We start from the raw sequence: 23,133 nt of genomic DNA, 5'->3' as shown, positions 1-23,133 counted from the left end.
ACCCGCCGTACGGTAGTATCACCCTGTTACTTTCAACATTACTAAAAATACATGTTGCTATACTCGAGCCTTGACACTAGAAGGTTCAAAACATGAAATATTGGCTACTGGCATTGGCGATGATCGCTTCGTACCCTTTCACTGCAAAGGCACAGTCTGTCACGGATTATGCCGTTGGAGCCTGGAGTATCTGTTCTTTATCTGATGCAGGCGCTCTGAGCTGTGCTTCTGAGAATTACTTCTCTCGTTTGCAACCACCTCCAAATACTCCGGCACTGACATCCATAGTGGCGGGTAATGTACACATGTGTGGACTGACGGAGGACGGCTCAATTTTCTGTTGGGGTGATAACAGCTTTGGGCAGAATGAGGTGCCCGACGGTGAACAGTTCATCAACGTCAGCGCAGGGCTAAATCTTACGTGTGGTGTCACCACTGACAACCGCGCACTATGCTGGGGTCTGGATACACATGGTGAGTCAGAGCCACCTGCTGATGTGTTGTTTTCCCAGCTCGCCAATGATCTGACTACCAGCTGCGGTTTGACACTGGATGGTTCGATATCCTGCTGGGGACAATTTGATCTGGCCGACTTTTTGAACAGTGATGTTAACTACACCAAGTTGCTCGTCGACGATGACAATGCGTGTGGCCTGACCGATACCCATCAGATTCATTGCCGATATGAATCACAAACGCCGCTTGGCAGTGACATGGTTGATCTCGCTATGACCAGAAACCTCATCTGCGGCTTGCAGGCAAGCGGAGATATTGTCTGTACAACCAACAATGGCACTGCAGCGTGGCTGCCGCACTTGAGCGCCAATATATTCGAGATAAACAGAGGCCCAGAAGTCGTTGCACTCTATGGCGGCATAGGTGAGACAAAGATGTGTTATGCCACTTCAGACGGAGATTTCAACTGCTTTGTCAGAGAAAACCAGGGGGATCCGATGCTACCTGGTGATGAAGCTGCCACACCGAGTGCACCTGTAGTCAATGCCGATGTCTATTCGGATACGACAGTCGAGTTGACATGGGGTGAGAACAACACAACGACAGGAGGAGCAGATATCTACAGAGACGGCCAGCTACTCGACTCTACCTCAAATGGTGGCAGTTACATCGATAACACGATGACTCCTGGCATCGATTACGCGTATTCGGTGGCCACCTATTCTGATGAGGGTGTGCTCAGCTCGACAAGCAATCCGATCATTGTAAATTCAGCACCCGGGGAAGATGGATCAGACTCTGGATACTCGCCGGCTTACAGTCCTTTCGAACCTACAGGCTTGACAGTCAAAAGCTACAGCTCCAGCACTCTGGAGCTCTTCTGGGACAGGCCTGGTTCGTTATCCAGCAACTTTCATGGCTACGAAATTCGACGCAATAACACCTTCCATGCGTTCACACGCGGAATCAGTTTCTACGACATAGTCGAGCCAGGTGAGAGCTATCACTATGATGTCGTAGCGGTGAGCCTTGATGGTTCGATATTGGGATTTTCCGGGATCGATATCGACTAGAACATGAGATGGATCCAAATCCTGGGACAGGCAGGCGACAGGCCGTCTGTTTCCGGAGCAAGTCGATCGATAACGCTTACTCGTTCTCGATAACTTATACTGGGCAGGACCCCAACATCAGGTGCAGCCAGTCTCCATGAATCAACTCAGCTGCCAGTCGTGCGGTTCCCCACTCCAGGTTGACGGTTTCGACCGTCGCCTTGCTGTCGTTCATTGTTCTCATTGCGGTGTCCTCTTTGATCTGACCAAGCCGCGTACCACACACGATACCGACTCAGCCTCCCACTCTGCCGCGAACGTACAACCGGCTCAGAACGTAAATGTCAAGACAGAGGACGTCGCAAGCTCACGGCCAGTGGCGGCAATGCCACCAGGGTTCAGCGTCACCGGGAATGGACAACTCTCGGTTCGCTGGAGTTGGCGCAGCATTTCAAGCCTGTTCTTGTTAGGTTTCGCCGTATTATGGAATCTGCTATTGCTCTTCAAGCTTGGCTCTACCGGAATCGATCTGATCCGGGGCGTCTTTGCACTCGCAGGCTTTGGCTTGTTGTACCGCGGCCTTGCCGGGGTGCTCAACTCCACAACGATAACGGTCAATGAGAACCAGCTGACGGTACGCCACTCCCCCATGCCGTGGTATCCCGCGCCTACGATCGACGCTGCATCCATTGAACAGTTGTTTGTCAGCGAGGGATACACCCAATCGAAGAACGGCACTCGAACACCCTATTACCTTCTGAATGCAGTATTGCGAGACAATGCCTCAAAGCGACTATCAACAAGATTCAGCGATATTGGGCAGGCGTTGTACCTTGAACAGGAATTTGAACGGGTGCTACACATTCGTGATCGAAGTGTGGCTGGAGAGGTTCGTGGGACGATACGGAATATATAGCGACACCGACTCTTTATCACCCCGACAGCACTTGTCGCATGCGCCCGAATGATGGCACACAGGATAATTCCTAAACCAGTGTTCACCGACGACTTCAAAACCACGCCCTACTGGTGGGAGCAAAGCCCTCCGCAACAGTCCGGGGAAGCTGACTTGCCCTGCGCGGTAGATGTTCTGATCATCGGCTCCGGCTACACCGGCCTACACGCCGCGTTGCAAACCGCGCGCGGCGGTATGCATACACTGGTGTTGGATTCGCAAGCATTGGGCGCAGGTTGCTCCACGCGCAATGGCGGACAAATCAGCCTCGGCGTAAAACCTTGCCTGACAACCCTCACTAAACGTTTTGGTGCCGACAAGGCAATGGCGATTCGCTGTACGGGTGAGCAAGCCATGAACTATGTGGCTGACTTTATTAGTGTAGAGAATATCGAATGCGATTATGCAAAAGTGGGCCGCTTTCTTGGTGCGCACAATCAGCGCAGCTTCAACGAACTTGCGCGCGAATTGAGTGCTCCCCTGCGCAAGGGTGATGAGCAGGATGGTTACCTGGTTGCAAAATCAGAGGTCCACCACGAGGTATGTACCGATATTTATGCAGGCGGCGCGGTATACCCTCATCATGCCTCCCTGGATCCCGGCAAGTATCACTCGGCCTTGCTGAAAAAGGTGATTTCAGCCGGAGCCACGGCTGTTTCGCATGTCACTGTCAGCAAAATAGAGCGCAGCGGCGAGGGGTACCTTGTGCACACTGGGCAACGTACTGTCAAAGCAAAAAAAGTGATCGTGGCCACCAACGGCTATACCAACAAGGCCCTTTCCTGGCATCGTCGCAGGGTAATACCGATTGGCAGTTATATTATCGCCACGGAAGAACTACCCACCGAACTTGTCAATCAACTAATTCCAACAAACCGTAATATCTGTGATACCCGGAAAGTAGTCTATTACTACCGTGCATCCCCGGATAAAAAAAGGATTCTGTTTGGCGGACGTGTGTCCTTGCAAGAAACCGATACTCGCGCCAGCGCCCTGAAATTGCGTGCGGAGATGATTCGGATTTTCCCGCAACTCGAATCGGCAAAAATCAGCCATTCCTGGATGGGCTACGTGGCATTTACATTCGACAAACTCATGCGCGCTGGCGGCGAAAACGGCCTTTATCACGCCATGGGGTATTGCGGATCGGGTATAGGTTTCTCCAGCTATCTTGGCATGCGTACCGGCCTGAAAGCGCTGGGGCACGAAGAGGGTGCCACGCCTTTTGATAGCCTGCCATTTTCGAGTAGGCCATTGTATTACGGTCATCCGTGGTTTCTCGCACCGTCGCTTGCGTACTACAAGCTTCGGGATCGATTTTTATAGGCAAGGTTTGAACTGGAAAAGGTCATGTAAACACATGACTCTGAAAGCTGCGAGCTTAGACACTACAAAGAACGCCCTCACCCACTTGTGAAACCATCATGGATTCAGACGTCATAACACCGCAAGGTTACGCCGAATTAAAACAAGAGCTGGACAAGCTGTGGCGTGAAGAAAGACCGGCGGTTACCAAGATCGTTCAGTGGGCGGCCAGTCTTGGCGATCGCTCTGAAAACGCTGATTACAAATATAATAAGGGCCGCCTTCGTGAAATTGATCGCAGGGTAAGGTTCCTCAGACAAAGGCTTGAAAAATTACGCGTCGTTGAATACAACCCGATTCAGGAAGGGAAAGCGTTTTTTGGTGCCTGGGTAACGCTGCTTGATGAGGCCGATAGAACACTCACCTTCAGAATCGTTGGACCCGATGAGATCTATGGCAAAAAAGACTTCGCCTCAGTCAATGCCCCCGTGGCCAGGGCCTGTATTGGCAAAAGCGTTGGGGACGATGTCGTCGTCAGCACCTCGGATGGAAACAAGGAGTGGCAAATACAGTCCATAGACTACAACCGGGAATAATTGCAGGTACCAAAGATAGCTGCAGTATCGACACAAGAGTAGTGAAATAATTTGTTGCAAGCCCTTAGGGCCTGTCATCAATTAAGCCATTCAATGGCGGCAACCAAGTGAATCGCTCCCAGAAAATTGCATGCTCGCTTGTCGTAGCGCGTCGCAATCGCACGGTACTGCTTGATTTTAGCGAAGAAATTTTCGATCAGATGTCGAGCTTTGTACAAATCACGGTCATGTTCGATCTTTACAAGGCGAGACTTCTTACTGGGAATAACGGCCTCAGTGTTCGCCTCTCGCAATCGCTTACGCACGCGTTCCTCGACATCATAAGCTCGATCGGCCAGCAGCGCACCGGCCGTGAGTCCTGGCAGCAGTGCGTCAGCGCCCTCTAGATCCGATGCTTGTCCGGGTGTGAGCTTGAAGCTGATCGGATTTCCCAATGCATCGCACAGTGCATGAATTTTGGTACTTATTCCCCCTCGCGACAACCCGAGGCACTCTATTTTTTTTCGCTCCCAGCCGCGCCAGCGCTGTGCTGATGTGCTCTTACAATCGTACTGTCAAGCATCACGTATTCATTGTCTACGTCTTCGCTTAATACCTTGAAAACAAGCTCCCATATCCCTTTTTTCGACCACCGACAATGGCGAGTATGGATGACACGAAAGTCACCAAAACGAGCTGGCAGATCCCGCCAGGGAATACCGGCACGGTAGCGATAAAGTACGGCATCGACAAATAGTCGGTTGTCCTTGGCAGTGACACCGACCGTGTCAGCACGACCAGGTAACAACGGGCCAAGTTGCTGCCATTGTCTGTCGGAAAGCCCGTATCGTCCAACCATGGTTTGGAGCCCCATCGACGCCTGTTCTCTGTAGGCGTCAACTATAACGGGTCGACAAGTCAAAATATCTATCTTTTAATTGATGACAGGCCCTAGCGTATGCTGGCATGAACCTGCCTGGACATCCCGATATGAATGCTTCCTTTCCACTTCTGGTTTCAGTTGCCGTTGCAGCTACAACGCTGCCTTTGATGGCCGTAGCACAGAGCTCCGAAGAGACTGTCACTCTGCAATCGGAAGGTCAAGACCTGGTAGCAACACTGCAGCTACCCGAAGGCAATCCGGCACCCGTTGTATTACTGCTACATGGCTTTACGGGGACGAGAGATGAGCTCGTCATCCCCAGCACCGATGAAGGAGTATTTGAAAGAACTGCCGACACTCTCGCCGATAATGGTTATGCCAGCCTTCGCATAGACTTTCGAGGCTCCGGCGACAGCATTGCTGACTTCACCTATGAATCCACTACCTTTGAAGGCCAGATATCTGATGCCCTGGCGGCAATCGATTACCTTGAAAAACTCGATAGTGTCGATGGCGACGACCTCTATGTGATCGGCTGGAGTCAGGGTGGCGTCATTGCAGCAGCAGCCGCTGGGCGAAGCGGTAAACCGGACGCCCTTGCACTTTGGCAAGCCGTCGGAGACCTCGATGCAAGCTATGGCGGAATGATGGGCGAAGAGACGCTCGCAGCCGGCAAGGCGGCCGCCTCAGATCACACTCTGGTTGCGACACTCTCCTGGGGCCCTGAAGTATCACTCAATAGTGCTTTTTTCCACGGTATCGAAGCTCTGGACCCAATGGCTGAGATTGCGGCCTACACCGGGCCTCTGTTTGTCACACAAGGCACAGCGGATACCACGGTACTCCCAGCCAGTGCAGATGCCTATATCGCAGCGCATGAAGGGCCAGAACAACTCTGGACCGCAGATATGGGCCACTTGTTCAACGTCTACAGCAGCACAAAGACCCTTGATTCCATGATCGCGGACACCCTGTCATTCTTCGACGATCATAAAGACTGATTTGTTCAGTGGCTTTGCAGCTGAGAGGCTGCACTTGAGCGTTGGAGCTATCTCCAGCGCTCAAGTGATAAAACCGATCTGCTGTTGAAAATCACATCCGCCCACTAGGCGCCGCCAACTTCAGACTTTCTGGCCAGTTCCGCCGCAGGATCAAAAGCCACTTTTTCACCAAAACACAACGCCAGATTCTCTTCTGATTTCACTTCGCTGACAGACAGGGAAATCTCCCCGGCATCAGTGAAACGCGCATTGGACTGTGTCGCCATCCATTCATCTGGCGGCAGCAGTGTGGAGGCCCGGTGTGTGATGTTCCAGACGAAATAGTGATGCGGAATAGTGATACGCGGATTCAATCGCTTCCGGATAGCATCTACGTGCTCGTAGCCAAGCACATGCTGAGAGCCATCAATGGGCAATAGAGCAATATCGATTCGGCCCAAAGCCTGCCAGACAGAGTCCGGTGGATTGGGTCGATTATCACCCCAGTGCAAAATGCGAATGCCCGCCGCCTCCACGACCAGTATAGAGTTATCAAAGGATCGCCAGTTATCGGGCGGCACCGTCTCCATCGGAGTCAGCTTACGAGTCAAACCTGCCCAATCGTAGACACCATGCGTAGAATCAGACACATGCTTATCGGCTATGCCTGTCACCACCGCATCAGAGAACTCGAACCGCCCCACCAATCTATCGAGCAGTGTGCTCGCATGCAGTGAATGCAGATTGTCGTGATCAAAATGCGCATGCGTCGAGAGACCGATATCTACCTCGCATTGCGGGAAATCATACAGATACCAATCCCAACTCCCCCAGGGCGGATTTCGCCAGGGGTCTATCATCAGGCTCATACCGGCAGGTGTCGTGATTCGAAAGCAGGATCCGCCAAAATACGCCAGTTTGATAGCACCTTCGCCCTCACCCTGCGGCACCTCTGCGCTCTGCAGAGCAATCATCCGATTGTTGTTTTCGCTTTGCTTCCAGGCCCAAAGACCTTCCTTACTGCGATCTCTCATGACGTCTCTCCAGGGCGACCCTCAGATGAGGACACGCTCTACCCCCTCCTCCATTTCAATCTGCAATGAATCGTTGAAGCGGTTGAAGAAACCACACAGGGCGATACGTAGCGTCAACTCGACAATCTGCTCTTCGCTGAAATGCTTTTTCAACTCAGTAAAGACGCCATCTCGCATCCTGTTGAAATCATTAGTCACCTGCACCGCGTAATCACGCACCAACAGATCCAGTTCATCGAAGCCGTCTGGCGCCTCGCTCAGAATATCTTCAATCGCCCCTGCACTCAGGCCATGCTCCAGTGCACGAGGCGCATGATGTGCAATGCAGTATTCACAGCGATTGATTGTAGACACCACAACCACTGCTATTTCCAGGTATCGCTTGGGCAGAATCGCATCATCATGAAGCTCAAGCAGCAAGCCCATGATATGTTTCAGCGCTACCGGGCGATGAGCAAACACACGCACCTGGTTCAAAAACGGACCGTACTCACGGGCGTAACGCTCGTAAATCGGCTTTACATCATCCGGTACCTGCGAAATATCAACATCACTAACACGTGCCATTATTCATACTCCTGGTTTTGAATGCGAGGAGCGGCAAAGCCTGCACTCCCCTGTGGGTTTCAGTATTCGAGGCGTTCGATGACAACGTCTTCGCCATCGCGAATTTCAGATAGCTGGAAATCACGACCCAGCACCATCCCTTCCTCGTCGAACTCGATTGAGCCGGATGCCCCTGAATAGTTAATCTCTTTGCCCTCACGCAGCGCAGCCAGGCCTTCTGCCAGGTTATAGACGGTGGTTTTTCCTTCACCGGTAGTCACTTCCCATACCGCCTTCGCAATATCCGACCCTGCTGTGCTGCCCGCCTTTTCAATCGCCAGCAACAAGGTGGTCAGCTGATCACGACCTGCCGTGCCGAAGGGGTGCTGAACAGAGTTGGTTTCTTCCAGCCCGGCCTCTTTCAGATATTCCTTGTAAGCAGGCGAATTAATGGCCGGAACCGGAAATCCATGAACGATGCCATCCGCAGCGTCACCAATGGCATCCTTGAACTGTTGCCCCGTTGACAGCGATGTCGTGATAACCGTACCTTCGTACCCCTGCCGATAGAGCTCTTTGTAGACCGCCGTAAAATCGGTTATATAAGATGGCACGAAGACCGCCTGTGGGTTCTTCTCGATCAACTGCGTGACTTCAGATCGATAACTTGACTGCTGTGCATTGTAATAGAACGGTTCGTTGACCAATGCCTCCTGCCCGACCACCTCGATGAAACCATCCATCATGGAACGGGTAAAATCATTATTGAGGGCCATCAGACCAAAGCTTTCAAGGCCTCTGGCTTTGACCAATTCTCCAATGGCTCGCCCCCAGATGGGAGACAGCGGCTGAAAGTTGAACACCAGCCCTTTTTCATCGGACACCGGAATGTCGGACGAGGATGAGGTGCACATCTGCACCACATTAGCCGCCTGACATTTAGGCATGACACCCAGCGTTACAGATGAAGAAAATGTACCAACGATGGCACACACGCCATTGACATTGATCAGCTTGTCCGCCGCCCGAACAGCCGTTTCAGGGTTAGTCTCGGAATTCTCCTGATACAGGCGAACTTGTCGCCCCAGAATGCCGCCAGCGGCATTGACAGCATCAACCACCCGCTTGTGTGATGCAGTGATGTTCGGACCAAAAGGCGCTCCACCACCGGTATTGGGTGTCAGGGAACCAATGGTGATTTCACTCTCTTGAGCACGCAAGATGCTAGGGACGATGAGCGCGGCAGTTCCCGCAGCCAGAAAGCTACGGCGATTCATGTGAAAGGTCATCTTTTCTATCTCCTTTTCAGGTTATCCAACAACTTAGCGTTTGGTATAAGAAAATTTTGGCTCTGGTAACAGCCCTCTGGGCCGCAAGCGCAATGTGACAATCAATAGAAGTCCGATGGTTATGATGCGAACCGAACTCATGATTTCTGCATCCAGCCAAGGCAGGATGTCACCGATAAATCGGGTGCCTTCCAGGAACATGATCACTGTGCCCGCACCAATCAGCAGGCCTCTGTTGTTGCCGGCACCACCAACAATCACTGACATCCAGATGAACATGGCCACGGTGGGCATGAAGACCTCGGGACTGATGTTCTGTGTGTAATGGGCATACAGCGCGCCGGCCAAGCCCATGAAGCCGCCACCAATGGCAAATATCTGCACTCGATGACGAAACACATTCTTGCCCAGCACGCCGGCAACAACGTCATCCTCCCGGATTGCACGTAGCGTTCGCCCCATTGGCGCTTTACGAATGCGCTCGCAGATCCAATAGGTGATGGCAACAAACACCGCGACAAAACACAGATAGAACAGTGGATAGTTTTCAGGTTCAACCAGTGACTGGAAAGGTTGAGCCTCGATTCTGAGGCCACGCGGCCCTTCCGTAATCTGGTCTTCGTTCAGTACAATCAGACGAATGACTTCCCCCACACCCAGCGTGACAATGGCCAGGAAGTCCTCCCGTAATCGCATGGATAGCAGTGCCACCAGACCACCTGCCGCAAACCCGGCAGCAATGGCCATGGGAATGCTCAGACCCAGCGGCCAACCGGCCTTGGCTGATAACAGCCCCGATGTATAAGCCCCCAGAGCATAAAATCCAGCGATGCCGAAATTGACCATGCCCGTCAATCCCCACTGCAGGTTCAACGCCAGGGCAAGAATCATGAAAAAGCCAGCATAGGTGGCCATTGATACAAGATAAGCGCTCATTTTTTGATCTCAGCTGTGCCGAACAAACCCTGCGGCCGTACCAACAGAAAGATTGCGATGATCACGAAACCGACGGCTATCTTGTAGGTCGACGGCAACACCAGAATAGTCAGTTCCTCCGCCAAGCCCAGTAACAAGGCACCCAGAATGGCCCCATAGGGAGATCCGATCCCGCCCAGAATCGCGGCAGCAAAAATCGGAATGGTCAGATTCCAACCCACCAGAGGTTCGATCACCAGATCAAGTCCGGCGAAAACGCCGGTCAGCCCGAAGATGGCACCGCACAAGATGGTGGTCAGCGCCGTGATCTTTGCCGCATCCACACCACGAATGGCCGCCAGCATCGGATTATCCGCAACCGCTCGCATTGCGCGGCCAATACGAGTGTGCCTCAGCAACACATGCAAGCCCGTCCCCAGAACCACGGCACAAGCGATGATCTGCACCTGCTCTTTGGTGATCCGTGCACCCCAAAATTTCCAGGGCCGTTCCAGTGGAATATCGAATCCACGGACATCAGCAGAAAAGAACAAGCGCACCACACTCTCCAGAATCAGAGTCAGCGCGATGGACACAACCAGCAGCGTCACAGCGGACTGAGCCTGCATGGGCTTGAACACCCATACATGCGCCAGCCAGACGACAAACCCCGTGACAGCCATGGCACCAATCGTTGCCAATGGCAAGGGCAAACCCAGGGGGACGTTGAAGGTATAGGCTGCGAAGGCACCGATGGTGATATAGCCACCGATGGCGAAGTTCGGAAACTTCAAAACACCAAACAACAATGAAAACGCCATTGCGGGTGGTGCAATCAAGGCGGCATTCACCAGCGCGTTGACAAATATCTGAAGATTCATATGCGCGATCCCAAATAGAGTTCAGAGACATCGGCTGAATTCAACAGCTCCGATGCTGTGCCCTGCATGGCAATTCGGCCAGAGGCCATGACGATACCTTCATGGGCCGTTTTCAGACCCTGTAGTGCGTTCTGCTCCACCATGAGGATGGCAACGCCCTCTGCATTTACGCGGCGAACCGTTTCAAACATCTCGCCGACCATCAGCGGTGACAATCCAGCAGACGGCTCATCCAGAAGCAGTACTTTCGGTTCCAGCATCAAGGCCATTCCGAAGGCCACCATCTGCCGTTGCCCGCCCGACAGATTGCCCGCAGGAACGCGCGCCAGGGGCTTCAGATCCGGGAACATCTCATAGATTCTGTCACGGGCAGCCTGCATTCGACTCTCGTCCTGCCAGCCTCCCATCGCCAGATTTTCATGCGTGGTCAGCGCCCTGAAGACATTCGCCTCTTGCGGGACGTAAGCCATGCCGGAGCCTGCCACTTGAGCCGCAGGCAGGCCCGCTATTTCGGCCCCCGAGACGCGGATGCTGCCGGCAATAGCCGGAACCACCCCGGCAATGGTTTTCAGCAGTGTTGATTTTCCCGCACCATTAGGCCCGATAATGCAACTGATCTGACCCGCAGGAACCTGCAAGGAGATGTCGTCGCAGATCACGGTACGCCCATATCCAGAGCGCAGATCGGACACGGATAAGATTGCTTCAGTCAAGTAGGACGCCTCCCAGGTAAGCTTCAATAACACGCGGATCTTCCCTGATGTCATCAAACGGGCCCGCTGACAGAAAGCTTCCTTCCGTCATGACAACCACCGGATCACAGAGCTTGCCGATCAGATCCATGTCGTGTTCGACGATCAGAAATGTCTTGCCATAGTCGGTATTCAAACGACGGATCATGTCCATCAGCGTGCCCATCAATGCAGGATTCACCCCTGCACCCGGCTCGTCCAGCAGGATCAGATCACAATCAATCATCAGTGTCCGAGCAAGCTCCAGCAGTTTTTTCTGGCCACCGGACAAATCAGCGGCGTATTTATCCCGCAGATCTGTCAATGCCGCAATTTCCATCACTTCCAGAGCACGCTCGTACACCACGTCATCGGCTTGCGCGACTGCTCTGGATTTGGAAAACAAGGGAAACAGTTGTTCGCCCAGCTGCTGCTGAGGGGAGAGCATCAGATTCTCCAGCACCGTCAGTCGTCCGAACTCTCTGGACAACTGAAATGTTCTTATCATGCCAAGTCTGGCACGTTTGTAAGGAGCCAGGCGAGTCACATCCTGCCCTTTGTACAGTACCTTCCCGGCTTGCGGACGGATGACACCACTCAACAGATTGAACAAGGTTGACTTGCCCGCACCATTTGGCCCGATCAGGCCAGTGATGGAACCTGTTGCCACCTCAAGGCCCATATTGCTGACGGCTTGAATACCGCCAAAACGCCGGGACAATCCGCTTGCTGACAGCATGACGCTCATGGTGCCGCCCTCTCTAGCCGATCAGTCAACAGCTGAGTCAGCATTGCCCGTACAGCAACGTCGGTCGCAGGACTTGGTGAAAACATCTGTGCAACACGCTGACCGCGTAAGGTCGAAGCAATGGTTGCGATCAAGGCATCACACTCTTTGTTAGACAAGCCTGTTTTCCCGAAGGCATGCCTACCCGTCGCGTTATAACTTTTGAACATCCGGCTCACCCAACTATCCAGATGAGCCTTGAGTTCCGGATTGCCGCGTGCCGCCAGTGTGATATCGGCCGTCACGGAGACATGAGTCGCCGCCATGGCACCATTCCACAACGCGTCAACAAACATCTTGGGGTCAGGCTTGTATGGATCGCATTGCGCACGCAGGGCATCGGTCGAGATAACCACACCGTTCCACATTTCCCCGGTGGCATACTTCACTAATGCTACCTTGTTGCCAAAGTGATGCAACATCGCACCGCGCGACACACCGGCCCGCTCCGCGATGCTCGTGGTGGTCATGTTAACGAAACCAACCTCGGTCATCAGAGCGATGGTTGCATGCCTTAATGCATCGATCGTTTCGGCAGAGCGTTCAGTCTGTGTTCGGCGGACAGCGTCCTTACCGGTACTGACTGTTACCGTTGCCGGATGTTTCTCATAGGACATGGATGACTCTCTCCCCCACATGCAACATATGACTAGAAACTTACAAACAGTAGTGATTGTTTGTTTCTGCTGAATCAGTTCTACACGCTTTTGTGGGGAAATAAAAGGGGTCGTTTTGCCAGGTCCGACCACATTGGTGCAAATTCAGCGGGCTGTATCTTGCACAAACCGGGGCGACATCCGTTTGCATTTTCAAGCGATTCTTCTTCACTCGAACTCACCCGATCTTTCAATCGCTCCAGAATGAGGCGCAAACGTCCAGGCTGGTGCTGGGGTGTGTGAATGGAGACAGACCCCTGCTGTTGTCACACAAAAACAGCCACAAACACGTCCCTACCGCTCGACAAGCAGCCCACACTCAGTACATCGGCGGCTCGTCAGTTGGATTCATTTCATTATCCAGGTAGATCAAAAATGATAATTTCCGTCAGCCATACGACCACAGCCGCCAGGATAAAAACGGCTCGCATCAGCTTGGTGCACACCACACCAGAGTGACCGTCGATTCGTACACGCCGAATTGCGACAACAAACAGTTCATGAAAACGAAATACGGCAACGCGAATTGCGCACTATTTTTTGTTTCACGAAATCGAATCGCTGGAAAAATATTTTAAAAAAATATACTCGTGCTTCATCTGACCCTGGAAAACTGCACACGGCCAAGCACAGTGTTCAACTTCCTCACCACTTAATGGGATTGCAATTCAGGCTGCATGGCAGAGTTCCAGGCAAGCTCACCGACGCGCAATGTGATGGAGTGGAACTCGAGCGCGGACGCTATGGCTCTTCGCGGATTGAGGGATGCCATGCCAACGGCTACTGGAGCTGTCGCCGCAGACCATTCACACACATTACGCACGGCTTGATCCAGGCACAAGGCAGAACCTGCTAGAGACGACGCACCTGCTTGCCTGACGCTGCCTTGATTATCCAGAACCACGGGCATACCAGCAAATGAATAATTCCCGGGTGCAGCTCCCGCCGCAAGCACGGCATCTGTAACCAGAATACAACGATCATGAGTCTTGAGGCGCAGCATCGCTTTCAGAGCGCTGGGCGACAGGTGTAATCCGTCGGCGATTAAACAAGCCATCAAGCGAGGTTCAGCCAGTTGTGCCAATAACGTATTGTCGACCTTGTGGAGTTGCTGTGGAAGGCCATTACCCAGATGGGTCGATAATGTCAAACCTGCATCGGCAGCCATTTCCACTTCCGCATAGTTGGCCTGAGAATGAGCCATGGCAACAACAATTCCCATGGAACGAAAGGCTGTTATCGCCTCACGAGACCCAGCACGTTCCGGTGCCAGTGTCAGCAGGAGAATCGGCTTATGCAGCCTCTCCCCCAGCCGAGCGACCAACGCGACATCAGGGTCTGTCATCGCATCGTGAGGATGGCATCCACGGTAGCCTTCTGCGGAATTCAGAAAAGGGCCTTCCAGGTGATAGCCAGGAACCATGGCGGCTCCCAATTTACTGTTCGCTACTGCAGCATCCAGTGCCTGAAAACGCTGTTCAAGCTCCTCAGGGTAAGCTGTTATCAGCGTTGGCAGACAGCCGGTCACGCCATCAGCCAACATCGCCTCCAGCGCATGATCAAGCCGTTCGGGGGTTATGGACGAGTCATTAAAGTCGACTCCCGCATAGCCATTGACTTGCAGATCAAATAGACCTTCGGATTTCATGATGTTGCCTGGATCCATACAGAATGTGTATGATTACATATATTAGAACCTGACTGTTTAATATTAATCTAAGCTTTCTATGTTCTTTTTAATATACGTTGGCGATATATATTGCTTTACGACCACGTTCGTTCAAATATGTAAAGCAAAAACATGAGTCGATCAACGATGCGTCATCCCAAAGTTCACGCCGGCACTCACACAACGCCTGTCAGCAAATATAAACTTGAGACAACTTCTTTGAAACCTACCTTCTCATGATGGCATTTGCCACCACTACTGACTCGCTGAACTCCCTTCTATTTGAGAAAACCGTATGAGCCAGTTAGAAGACTTGCAAGCGGTTTCCGAGCTGGTACGTGCCGGGCTCGCAACCACCCGTCGAGAAATCGGCAAGGCCTTGTCGCTTCGATCGACCACCGTATCGGAGCTGGTCGGCAATCTTGTAAGCTCGGACATATTGCGTGAAAACACGACTCCACCGCGAGGCCGAGGCAGACCTGCCACCTCACTGAGCTTCAACCATCTGCGCCTGGCCGGCATTGTCATTGGCGTGATAGATCGCACTCTGGTAGCCAATGCTGTGGATCTGACCTACCGAGTCATCGGCAAGCAGTCGATCACACCACCCCCTGATGCAGACAACAAGGAGATGGCCGACTGCATCCGCAAGCTTGTCCTCGCGACAGTGGAACAATTACCCCAAGGGATCGAGCTGAGCACCATCACGCTGTCCATATCAGGCCTGCTGGACAAACCAAACTCACTCTGGTGCTTTACCTCTCGCTGGCCAAAGCTCAAGAATCTGAACCTGAAAGAGGCCTTGTCAGATCAGCCTTGCAGCATCGACATAATACGTAATCTGGATGCAGAGCTATCCGGTATCCAGATAAACGAAAAGCACGCCAAGAACGAAAACTCACTGCTCCTGCATTGGGGCGAAGGTATCGGCGCTTCATACAGCGCGGATGGCGTGATCGTCAACAAAAGCCGAGGGCGTTTTTGCGAGATTGGCCACTGGAGCCTGGGCAATGCACAGGGCAAACCTTGCACCTGTGGGAATCACGATTGCCTTGAGACCGTCGCTGCACTCTGGGCCATAGGGGAAGAGCTCAAAAAGACATTCCCCTCGCTTGCCTTGAATGAGAACGACGTTGCTGATCAGCTAAGCAAGGTTGATCCTATGCAAAGCCCTGTCCTGACAGAAGGATTGAAGCAAGTACTGAGGGTGACCACCAATCTGTGCAAACTGTTTTTTCCTGACAGAGTCATTCTGACCGGACCTTTTGTTCAGAACCCCTTGATTTTCAGCAAATTCGTCATGGCCTTCGAGTCCGCATCACTACTCGACAACCAGGAGCGAATTCGGGTTTCTGTCAATTCAGCGAGCATGCAAGACGAGATCATAGGAGCACTGCACCAACCACTGGAGTCAGGGCTCCAGCGCCTGGTGGAATCTTCACTCCAACACGAACACCACTGATACAGGGTGCCAACACTGGCACAGCACCCTGGATCCCGTCCCACACACAATCGTCGTTACGCTGACAACAGCGAAGCCGAGGCCTGATCCAGATGCATGACAGTATCGGCATGCTCTTGAACGATGGAGGCAGGGAAACGATTGCTGACCTGGCCTTCCAGAGCATTCTTCACCGCACGTGCCTTACGCTCGTCAGGCACTGACAAGATGATCTTGCTCGACGCCATGATCTGTCGAATCGACATGGATACAGCACGTTTTGGCACCTCTTCAAGTGAGGAAAACCAACCCTCGCCCATTTGCTGACGACGACAGTCTTCATCCAGCTCGACGACGATATAGGGTAATTTGGTTTCAAAATCGGCTGGCGGATCATTAAAGGCAAGGTGACAGTTCTCGCCGATACCGGCAAAACACACATCGATGGACTCTTGCGCAATACGCTGCCCCAGAGCCAGCATCTCTGCATCCAGATCCTCTGCATCGGCATTGACAGGTACGAACTCCTTGAGCCCGGACACTCGTTCAACAAAACGCTCTTGTAGATAGCGGCGGAAGCTGGCGGGATGGTCGATACCAAGCCCCACATACTCATCGAGATGAAAGACGGTGACACAACTCCAGTTAACATCACTCTCGACCAGCACGTCGATCATTTCAAACTGACTGGCACCGGTCGCGACGATGATCGCGGCATGCCCTTTTTCTGCAATGGCCACTCGTATTGCTGCCGCGCCCTCTTCCGCAGCGAGCTTGCCAAGCGCCTGCTTGTCTTTGTGTATCTGGACTCTCATGATTCTCCGAATATTCAGTCGCCAAAACTGGAAAACTATTAACGAACATTAAAGTTCATAATTGATATCGACTTTATCATCATTCAAGTTTAGCCAGCATTTTTTTGACATATTATTTTGAACCATCAGTGTTCTTTAAGTTGACAGCTACCAGAGAATGACCGAATATCTTCGACAGGCTGCTTCGCCTTGTGAACAGATCTGACAAATGATGACAAGTATTCGCCAAACTGCTCTCGGCGCACTGATTGCTGCTGCCCTGGCCATTCCACAGGTCAGCAACGCTGCTACCGTACTGCGTTTAGCAGAAAACCAGCCCGAGTCCAACCCCGTGACGGTGGCCATGCATCACTTCGCTGATCTTGTCGAGCAGTACTCGGAAGGTGAGGTGATCGTGCAAGTGTTCGCTGGCGCACAACTAGGGCAAGAGCCCGAAACCATTGAACAGGCACAAGTGGGCATCATCGACCTGACACGAGTCAACTCCGTGGTCCTTGCCAACGTGAGTCCATCAATGAGTGCGTTCACACTGCCCTACATCTTCAGCGACTGGGACCACAAGTATCGTGTGCTCGATGGCGACATTGGCAAAGAGGTGCTGGAAGACCTGCATGATATCGGCTTGATGGGCTTCGGCTATATGGACGCAGGTGCGCGCTCTTTTTATACCGTTGAAGGCAAACCTATCAAAAGCATCGAAGACCTGAAGGGCATGAAGATTCGTGTGCAACCTGCCCCTATCTCCATTCGAATGATGGAGCTACTCGGCGCAGTACCTACGCCGATGAACTACGGCGAAGTGTATTCGTCTCTGCAATCGGGCGTTATCGACGGCGCAGAAAACGACTATGTCAGCTACCACACATCAGGCCACTACGAAGTTGCCCCAAACTATGTTGAAGATGCGCATCTGAGTCCGCCTGCCTTATTGCTGATGAACAAGGCCAAGTTCGACTCCTTCACCCCAGAGCTGCAAGAAATACTGTTGAAAGCCGGACACGAAGCAGCCCTGTACGAACGAGAGATCATGCGAGAAGCCAACACGAAGGCACGGGAAACCGTTGAGGCCAGTGGCGCAACCGTCCAACAGATCGACAACGGTCCTTTCCAGGAAGCCGTACAACCAATCTATGACGAATTTCCAGAGCTTGCACCGCTTCTGGATCGCATCAAAGCGGCTCGCTGATATAGTACATCCGGCGTCTCAATCCAGACTATAGCGGACATTAAAAGCGATGAATGAGAAGGTGGCGAGCTGGCGCAGCGTTTTACGACTCTGGATCGATAGGCTCAATAGCGTCGCCGCCCTGATCTGCCATGGGCTGCTCGTGATCATCACGACGATCACCGTAGCCCAGGTATTCCTTCGCTTTGCCCTCAACTCACCAACGAGCTGGTCTGAGGAGGTAGCCTTGCTTTGCCTTATCTGGTTTGGCCTGCTTGCCGTGGCTATCGGCATCCGCCGACATGAGCACGTGGCCATTACCTTCTTTCGTGACTTGCTACCCGGACCACTGGCAACCGCCTTGGACGTCCTGGCCCAACTGGCGATGGGATACTTCATGTTCACAGTCATGCTTCATGCCGGCGACCTGATCAAACTGGTGGGCGTACAAGTACTTCCCGCCTCATCACTACCAAAATCCTTGCTGTATTTACCCACTATTGTCGGGGGCACTCTAGGCACCTTGAACGCGGCAGCCAACCTGCTTCTGGGCGATATTGCCCCCGAACCCCTCGACTCTACGGAAACATCCAATGCCAATTGACACGCTTGGCATAACGCTCCTACTGGGGCTTTTCGTTGCCCTCATGCTGCTTCGTGTACCAGTGGCTTTTGCATTGGGCCTCTCATCACTGGCAACCGCACACTACCTGAACCTGCCGATGCTGATGATTGCGCAACGCATGGTCAACGGGCTCAACTCCTTTACCTTTCTTGCTGTGCCGTTTTTCATACTGGTCGGCAATATCATGACAGAAGGCGGCATCTCCGATCGACTGGTACGCCTTGCTGATGTACTGGTCGGCCGAATGCGTGGCGGCCTGGCTCAGGGCAACGTTGTTGCCAGCACACTGTTCGGCGGTATATCCGGCTCCTCAGTGGCAGACGTTGCCTCCGTGGGCTCCTTTCTCATTCCTGCCATGAAACGCAGTGGCTACCCTGCCGGCTATTCGGTCTCGGTCACCGTTACTTCATCCGTACAAGGGGTGTTGATTCCCCCAAGCCAGAACATGATCTACTACTCTCTGGCTGCGGGTGGATTACCGATCTCCACCCTCTTTTTGGCGGGCTATGTACCCGGACTACTGCTCGGCCTGTCACTGATGATTATTTGCTACGTGATGGCACGCAAACATGGTCACCCGCTAGGCGGTAAATATACGCGCCGTGAAGCCCTTGCCGTCATCGCCGATGCCGCTATCGGACTCTTCACCATCGTGATCATTATCGGTGGCATCCTGACTGGCGTATTCACCGCCACAGAATCTGCGGCCGTCGCCGTCGTCTACGCTTTGCTGGTTACACTGTTCTGGTATCGCAGCCTGACCTTTAAAGCGGTGGGACGTATTTTCTCGACCACACTCACCACCCTTGCCATGGTCACAGCCATCATCATGACCTCCTCTGTGTTCGGCTTTCTACTCTCCTACCTTCGAGTGCCGGATTTTTTGACCCAAGCCATTTTTTCCGTATCAGACGATCGACTGTTTGTATTGCTCGCCGTCAACGTGTTGCTGCTGATACTCGGCATGCTGATGGACATGGGCATTCTGATCTTGCTGCTGACCCCGATACTGCTCCCCATTGTTGTACAGGTGGGAGTCGACCCCATACACTTCGGCATCATCATGATTCTGAACCTGGGCATTGGGCTTTGTACACCGCCCGTCGGCACATCCTTGCTGGTGGGCGCTGGCATTGGCCGAATCAGTTTGGAGAAAACTGTTCGCAGCCTGGTACCGTTCTACGCGGCGATGGTTGTTGTTTTGTTGTTGGTTACTTATATTCCGGCATTTTCATTGACGTTGCCTGCGTTGTTGCGTTGAGAGCTGACAGACACGCATAAGCGCTGGGGGTTCGAAGCATGCATAGCGATCCATCTAGTCCGGTTGACTTCCAGCGGCTGCGTAAACAACGACAAGTTGGACCTCTGAGATCCGATTGCACCTGAGCAATTAACACCAAAGGATCGCCACTACGTAGATGGGGTGACAGAAGACCTGGGGCATTGATTCATTGCGGATTGATTACTACTTATGAGTGAATTCGCCAACTAATTTGTCAAGTGAGAGAAACCATGACCGACAACAATCTCATCCTGGTATGCCCTTTCTGCAGCACGACTAATCGTGTGCCGCGCGCCAGATTGGGCGATGGACCATCGTGTGGGAAATGCAAGAAGAAGCTACTCAGTAGCCATCCTCTGGAACTCAATGGTGCCCAGCTTGATGCACTCATGAAAAAGGATGAGCTACCCCTGCTGGTTGATTTCTGGGCTGCATGGTGCGGCCCCTGCCAGCAAATGGCGCCCTCATTCAAAAGTGCGGCTGCGTTAGCCGGACCAGGAGTGCGTTTTGCCAAGCTCGATACTGAGGCCTATCCCCAGCAAGCCGCACAGCATCAGATTCGCAGTCTCCCTACCCTTGCCCTTTTCATCAATGGCAAGGAGATCGCCCGGCGCATGGGCGTTATGAGCGAGCAGCAGATTCTCGGTTGGATAAAGACTCATGTGTGAGAGATGAGGCAGGCCAGAGAGTCTAGCGACTCATAGGACGATGTGGCTTAAAAAGGGGGCTACATACCAACCCACTTCAAAGTGTCGACCCGCGGCAGGCCATTTATCCCCTTGATCCCTTAACTCCCTGCACCTTTCATCCGATAAGGTGATTGCCTGCATGAAAATACGTAGTGCCCACTGAACGCTTGCTCGCTGAAGAAAACACTCATCTCTGGATGGAGAATGAACCTAGCGGTGATAGAGGACAAATGACATGAACGCAGTATTACAGCACGAGCAGGCCCAGATACTGTTTGTTGATGACGAGCGTCCAATTTTGAACTCCTTGAACCGACTGTTCAGGTCCACCGGATACAAAATACACCTAGCGAACTCTGGTGCAGAGGCATTGACTCTGCTCGCCGAGGAGAAGATCGATATAGTCATCAGTGACATGCGAATGCCTGCCATGGATGGTGCGGCGTTTTTGTCAACGGTTGCAAAGCAATGGCCTGCGACCGTACGCATGCTTTTGACGGGCTACGCTGATCTGTCATCGGCCATAGAGGCCATCAATCAGGGTGAGATATCCCGGTATCTCACCAAGCCCTGGGATGATTCCGACATAATAATTTGCGTTGAACAGGCCCTTCAGAATAAACGCTTGCTGGAGGAAAAAGCCCACCTCGAATTACTGAATGCCCAACAGAATGAAGAGCTCTCGATATTGAATGAAAGTCTTGAGAAAAAGGTAGAAGAGCGCACCAGGGAAATTGAATTCGCACGACAAAGGACTGCCGAAGCGCATGATTTATTGAAGTCTGGCTATGCTGCAACTATTGAAGTATTTTCCCGCATAGTGCAGTCACGCAGCGGTTTGACCTCAAGGGCATCAGTGGCACTGGATTCCAGAGCAGTGGGCCAGAATATGGGGCTGGACAAGAACATCTGCGAATCTTTGTATAACGCCGCCTTGTTGTGTGACATTGGCAAGCTAGGCCTGTCTGACGAATCCGTTCAGCTGCCTTACACTTGTCTGGAAGCCAATTCACAGCGGGAATATCAACGACACCCTATCGTGGCCGAAGCAACATTGCTCAGCCTTGAGCCACTGAGCCAGGCGGCTATTACCATAAGGCATCATTGTGAGCGTATGGACGGCACCGGATTTCCTGATCAGATGAGCGCCGAACAGATTCCGATGTCGTCCCGTATTCTAGCTGTCACGAAGGCCTATATTGATCTTCAGGACGGACGGATTATTAGTGAACGCCTGACGGCTGCTGAGGCTCGAAAGTACCTGCTAAAAGAATCAGGCAAGCGATATGACGGGCAAGTGGTGACCCAGTTTCTGGCATGGCTGGATAACCCGAAAAGAACGGCAAACGACCTGGCAGAACGCAAGACATGTATTAACTCCTTACGACAAGGAAATAGGCTATCTCGGGATATTTGCGACCCTAGTGGCGTATTGATAATTGCAAAAGACAAAGTAATCTCTGATTCTCTGCTTTTGAAGTTGACACAACTGCAACAGTCGTTTGAAGAAGAAATAACTGTATACATTCGCGGGTAGAAACAACCAGTCTGAGTCATAGAGAGACTAGAATATGAAAGTGTGTCTGACCATCGGCTTGGCCGTCTCATTGCTTCTCAGTCCCGGTGTCCATGCTAAAGAATATACTTTCGGTATTGTTCCCCAGCAATCGGCAAAAAAGCTGGCCCGCCTATGGGGCCCCATTCTCGCCCGGCTCAGTGAGGATTCAGGTTTTACTCTGAAATTTGCAACAGCGAAGAACATACCGACTTTTGAAGCCAGGCTGGCTGCGGGAAACTACGCTTTTGCTTATATGAATCCCTATCATTTTACAGTGTTCAACGAGTCGCCTGGTTACCTCGCCATCGCACATCAGGAAAACAAGTCGATACAAGGTATTGTTGTTGTGCACAAGGATAGCAAGCTGCAAACACTTGAGGAACTGGACGGCTCAACGCTGGCCTTCCCCTCTCCTGCCGCTTTTGCCGCCTCCCTGTTGCCACAGGCAAAACTCAACAACAGCAATATCAAGTACGAACCACGCTATGTCTCATCGCATGACTCTGTGTACATGACGGTATCCCGCGGCCTGATGCCCGCGGGTGGTGGCGTCATGCGAACCTTCAACAACACTGACCCTGATGTTCGCAAGAACTTGAGGATATTGTGGAAAACCGAAAAATACACGCCACATGCATTTGCCGCCCATCCCGATGTTCCCGAAGCAGACAGACTGGCACTACAGAAAGCACTCATAGAACTGAAGAACACTGAAAGCGGTGTGGAATTGTTGAAGAGCATTCGCTTTGCAGGCATTGAGCCAGCAACGGATGAAGACTGGGATGACGTGCGAGACCTCAACATAAATATTCTGACCGAATAGCTCTCGACTGATAAATCCTCA

Annotated in this window: 24 protein-coding genes; 12 read left to right on the top strand and 12 right to left on the bottom strand. The window is 52.4% G+C overall.

Going from position 1 to position 23,133, the window contains the following annotated elements:
* Positions 1-92 precede the first annotated feature (92 nt).
* Positions 93-1,529 (top strand): hypothetical protein, encoded by a 1,437-nt coding sequence (locus IMCC3135_RS13800; protein ID WP_088918155.1) that lies wholly within the window; start codon positions 93-95, stop codon positions 1,527-1,529.
* A 94-nt stretch (positions 1,530-1,623) separates the two neighbouring features.
* On the opposite strand, the gene IMCC3135_RS35225 is transcribed toward IMCC3135_RS13800, so the two are convergent.
* Positions 1,624-1,752, bottom strand: a complete 129-nt coding sequence (locus tag IMCC3135_RS35225; protein WP_257790409.1) for a hypothetical protein — start codon at positions 1,750-1,752, stop codon at positions 1,624-1,626.
* A 141-nt stretch (positions 1,753-1,893) separates the two neighbouring features.
* Here IMCC3135_RS35225 and IMCC3135_RS13795 point away from each other — a divergent pair, with 141 nt between their 5' ends.
* The 3 genes from IMCC3135_RS13795 (at position 1,894) to greB (ending at position 4,364) form a co-directional block, all read left to right on the top strand.
* A complete protein-coding gene (locus IMCC3135_RS13795; protein ID WP_088918154.1) occupies positions 1,894-2,424 on the top strand; it encodes a hypothetical protein in 531 nt (176 codons plus the stop codon).
* 78 nt (positions 2,425-2,502) lie between these two features.
* Positions 2,503-3,789: an NAD(P)/FAD-dependent oxidoreductase gene (locus IMCC3135_RS13790; protein ID WP_205738038.1), complete on the top strand. Its 1,287-nt coding sequence runs from the start codon at positions 2,503-2,505 to the stop codon at positions 3,787-3,789.
* Between the two features lie 98 nt (positions 3,790-3,887).
* Entirely contained in the window at positions 3,888-4,364 is a 477-nt protein-coding gene (greB, locus tag IMCC3135_RS13785) for a transcription elongation factor GreB (RefSeq protein WP_088918153.1), read from the top strand.
* A 77-nt stretch (positions 4,365-4,441) separates the two neighbouring features.
* On the opposite strand, the gene IMCC3135_RS13780 is transcribed toward greB, so the two are convergent.
* Positions 4,442-5,202 (bottom strand): IS5 family transposase gene (locus tag IMCC3135_RS13780; RefSeq protein ID WP_418251411.1). Its coding sequence is split into 2 segments (ribosomal slippage): positions 4,442-4,875 and positions 4,875-5,202, totalling 762 coding nucleotides; the frame shifts between segments, so codons are not numbered across the junction.
* A gap of 131 nt (positions 5,203-5,333) precedes the next feature.
* On the opposite strand from IMCC3135_RS13780, the gene IMCC3135_RS13775 reads away from it, so the two are divergent.
* Positions 5,334-6,227 carry an alpha/beta hydrolase family protein gene (locus tag IMCC3135_RS13775; protein ID WP_157735974.1) on the top strand — a complete coding sequence of 298 codons (894 nt, stop codon included), beginning with the start codon at positions 5,334-5,336 and terminating at the stop codon, positions 6,225-6,227.
* A gap of 104 nt (positions 6,228-6,331) precedes the next feature.
* On the opposite strand, the gene IMCC3135_RS13770 is transcribed toward IMCC3135_RS13775, so the two are convergent.
* From IMCC3135_RS13770 to IMCC3135_RS13730, 9 genes are all read right to left on the bottom strand, one after another.
* Entirely contained in the window at positions 6,332-7,240 is a 909-nt protein-coding gene (locus IMCC3135_RS13770; protein WP_088918151.1) for an MBL fold metallo-hydrolase, read from the bottom strand.
* A 21-nt stretch (positions 7,241-7,261) separates the two neighbouring features.
* Positions 7,262-7,807, bottom strand: coding sequence for a carboxymuconolactone decarboxylase family protein (locus IMCC3135_RS13765; RefSeq protein ID WP_088918150.1), 546 nt, complete (start codon positions 7,805-7,807; stop codon positions 7,262-7,264).
* 59 nt (positions 7,808-7,866) lie between these two features.
* Complete coding sequence (locus IMCC3135_RS13760) at positions 7,867-9,075, bottom strand: ABC transporter substrate-binding protein (RefSeq protein ID WP_088918149.1); 1,209 nt, start codon at positions 9,073-9,075, stop codon at positions 7,867-7,869.
* Positions 9,076-9,108: 33 nt separating this feature from the next.
* On the bottom strand, positions 9,109-10,011 hold the full coding sequence (locus IMCC3135_RS13755; RefSeq protein ID WP_088918148.1) for a branched-chain amino acid ABC transporter permease: 903 nt from the start codon (positions 10,009-10,011) through the stop codon (positions 9,109-9,111).
* Positions 10,008-10,871 (bottom strand): branched-chain amino acid ABC transporter permease, encoded by an 864-nt coding sequence (locus IMCC3135_RS13750; protein ID WP_088918147.1) that lies wholly within the window; start codon positions 10,869-10,871, stop codon positions 10,008-10,010. Before IMCC3135_RS13750 ends, IMCC3135_RS13755 begins: the two co-directional genes overlap by 4 nt.
* Positions 10,868-11,584, bottom strand: coding sequence for an ABC transporter ATP-binding protein (locus tag IMCC3135_RS13745; protein ID WP_088918146.1), 717 nt, complete (start codon positions 11,582-11,584; stop codon positions 10,868-10,870). The genes IMCC3135_RS13750 and IMCC3135_RS13745 overlap by 4 nt, the downstream gene beginning before the upstream one ends.
* Complete coding sequence (locus tag IMCC3135_RS13740) at positions 11,577-12,350, bottom strand: ABC transporter ATP-binding protein (protein ID WP_088918145.1); 774 nt, start codon at positions 12,348-12,350, stop codon at positions 11,577-11,579. The genes IMCC3135_RS13745 and IMCC3135_RS13740 overlap by 8 nt, the downstream gene beginning before the upstream one ends.
* On the bottom strand, positions 12,347-13,006 hold the full coding sequence (locus IMCC3135_RS13735) for a TetR/AcrR family transcriptional regulator (protein WP_157735973.1): 660 nt from the start codon (positions 13,004-13,006) through the stop codon (positions 12,347-12,349). Before IMCC3135_RS13735 ends, IMCC3135_RS13740 begins: the two co-directional genes overlap by 4 nt.
* Before the next feature lie 691 nt (positions 13,007-13,697).
* Positions 13,698-14,693 carry an N-acetylglucosamine-6-phosphate deacetylase gene (locus tag IMCC3135_RS13730; RefSeq protein ID WP_088921838.1) on the bottom strand — a complete coding sequence of 332 codons (996 nt, stop codon included), beginning with the start codon at positions 14,691-14,693 and terminating at the stop codon, positions 13,698-13,700.
* Between the two features lie 316 nt (positions 14,694-15,009).
* Between IMCC3135_RS13730 and IMCC3135_RS13725 the strand changes: the two genes are divergently transcribed.
* Complete coding sequence (locus IMCC3135_RS13725; protein ID WP_088918143.1) at positions 15,010-16,176, top strand: ROK family protein; 1,167 nt, start codon at positions 15,010-15,012, stop codon at positions 16,174-16,176.
* A 56-nt stretch (positions 16,177-16,232) separates the two neighbouring features.
* Here the strand turns inward: IMCC3135_RS13725 and IMCC3135_RS13720 are convergent, their stop codons facing one another.
* On the bottom strand, positions 16,233-16,970 hold the full coding sequence (locus IMCC3135_RS13720; RefSeq protein ID WP_088918142.1) for a glucosamine-6-phosphate deaminase: 738 nt from the start codon (positions 16,968-16,970) through the stop codon (positions 16,233-16,235).
* 208 nt (positions 16,971-17,178) lie between these two features.
* Here IMCC3135_RS13720 and IMCC3135_RS13715 point away from each other — a divergent pair, with 208 nt between their 5' ends.
* The 6 genes from IMCC3135_RS13715 to IMCC3135_RS13690 all read left to right on the top strand — a co-directional run bounded on the left by IMCC3135_RS13715 (position 17,179) and on the right by IMCC3135_RS13690 (position 23,112).
* The gene (locus IMCC3135_RS13715) at positions 17,179-18,156 is read left to right on the top strand and encodes a TRAP transporter substrate-binding protein (RefSeq protein ID WP_205738037.1); all 978 of its coding nucleotides are present in this window, start codon (positions 17,179-17,181) and stop codon (positions 18,154-18,156) included.
* Positions 18,157-18,205: 49 nt separating this feature from the next.
* Positions 18,206-18,739 carry a TRAP transporter small permease gene (locus IMCC3135_RS13710; RefSeq protein WP_088918141.1) on the top strand — a complete coding sequence of 178 codons (534 nt, stop codon included), beginning with the start codon at positions 18,206-18,208 and terminating at the stop codon, positions 18,737-18,739.
* Positions 18,729-20,021 carry a TRAP transporter large permease gene (locus IMCC3135_RS13705; protein WP_088918140.1) on the top strand — a complete coding sequence of 431 codons (1,293 nt, stop codon included), beginning with the start codon at positions 18,729-18,731 and terminating at the stop codon, positions 20,019-20,021. Before IMCC3135_RS13710 ends, IMCC3135_RS13705 begins: the two co-directional genes overlap by 11 nt.
* 251 nt (positions 20,022-20,272) lie before the next feature.
* On the top strand, positions 20,273-20,710 hold the full coding sequence (gene trxC / locus IMCC3135_RS13700) for a thioredoxin TrxC (RefSeq protein ID WP_088918139.1): 438 nt from the start codon (positions 20,273-20,275) through the stop codon (positions 20,708-20,710).
* A gap of 256 nt (positions 20,711-20,966) precedes the next feature.
* Positions 20,967-22,268 (top strand): response regulator c-di-GMP phosphodiesterase, NosR family, encoded by a 1,302-nt coding sequence (nosR, locus tag IMCC3135_RS13695; protein ID WP_088918138.1) that lies wholly within the window; start codon positions 20,967-20,969, stop codon positions 22,266-22,268.
* A gap of 34 nt (positions 22,269-22,302) precedes the next feature.
* Complete coding sequence (locus tag IMCC3135_RS13690) at positions 22,303-23,112, top strand: phosphate/phosphite/phosphonate ABC transporter substrate-binding protein (RefSeq protein ID WP_088918137.1); 810 nt, start codon at positions 22,303-22,305, stop codon at positions 23,110-23,112.
* Positions 23,113-23,133: the final 21 nt, after the last annotated feature.

Origin of the sequence: Granulosicoccus antarcticus IMCC3135 (assembly GCF_002215215.1) — a bacterium.
GTDB classification, from domain to species: Bacteria; Pseudomonadota; Gammaproteobacteria; order Granulosicoccales; family Granulosicoccaceae; genus Granulosicoccus; species Granulosicoccus antarcticus.
This window is presented reverse-complemented; position numbering and strand designations above follow the sequence as displayed.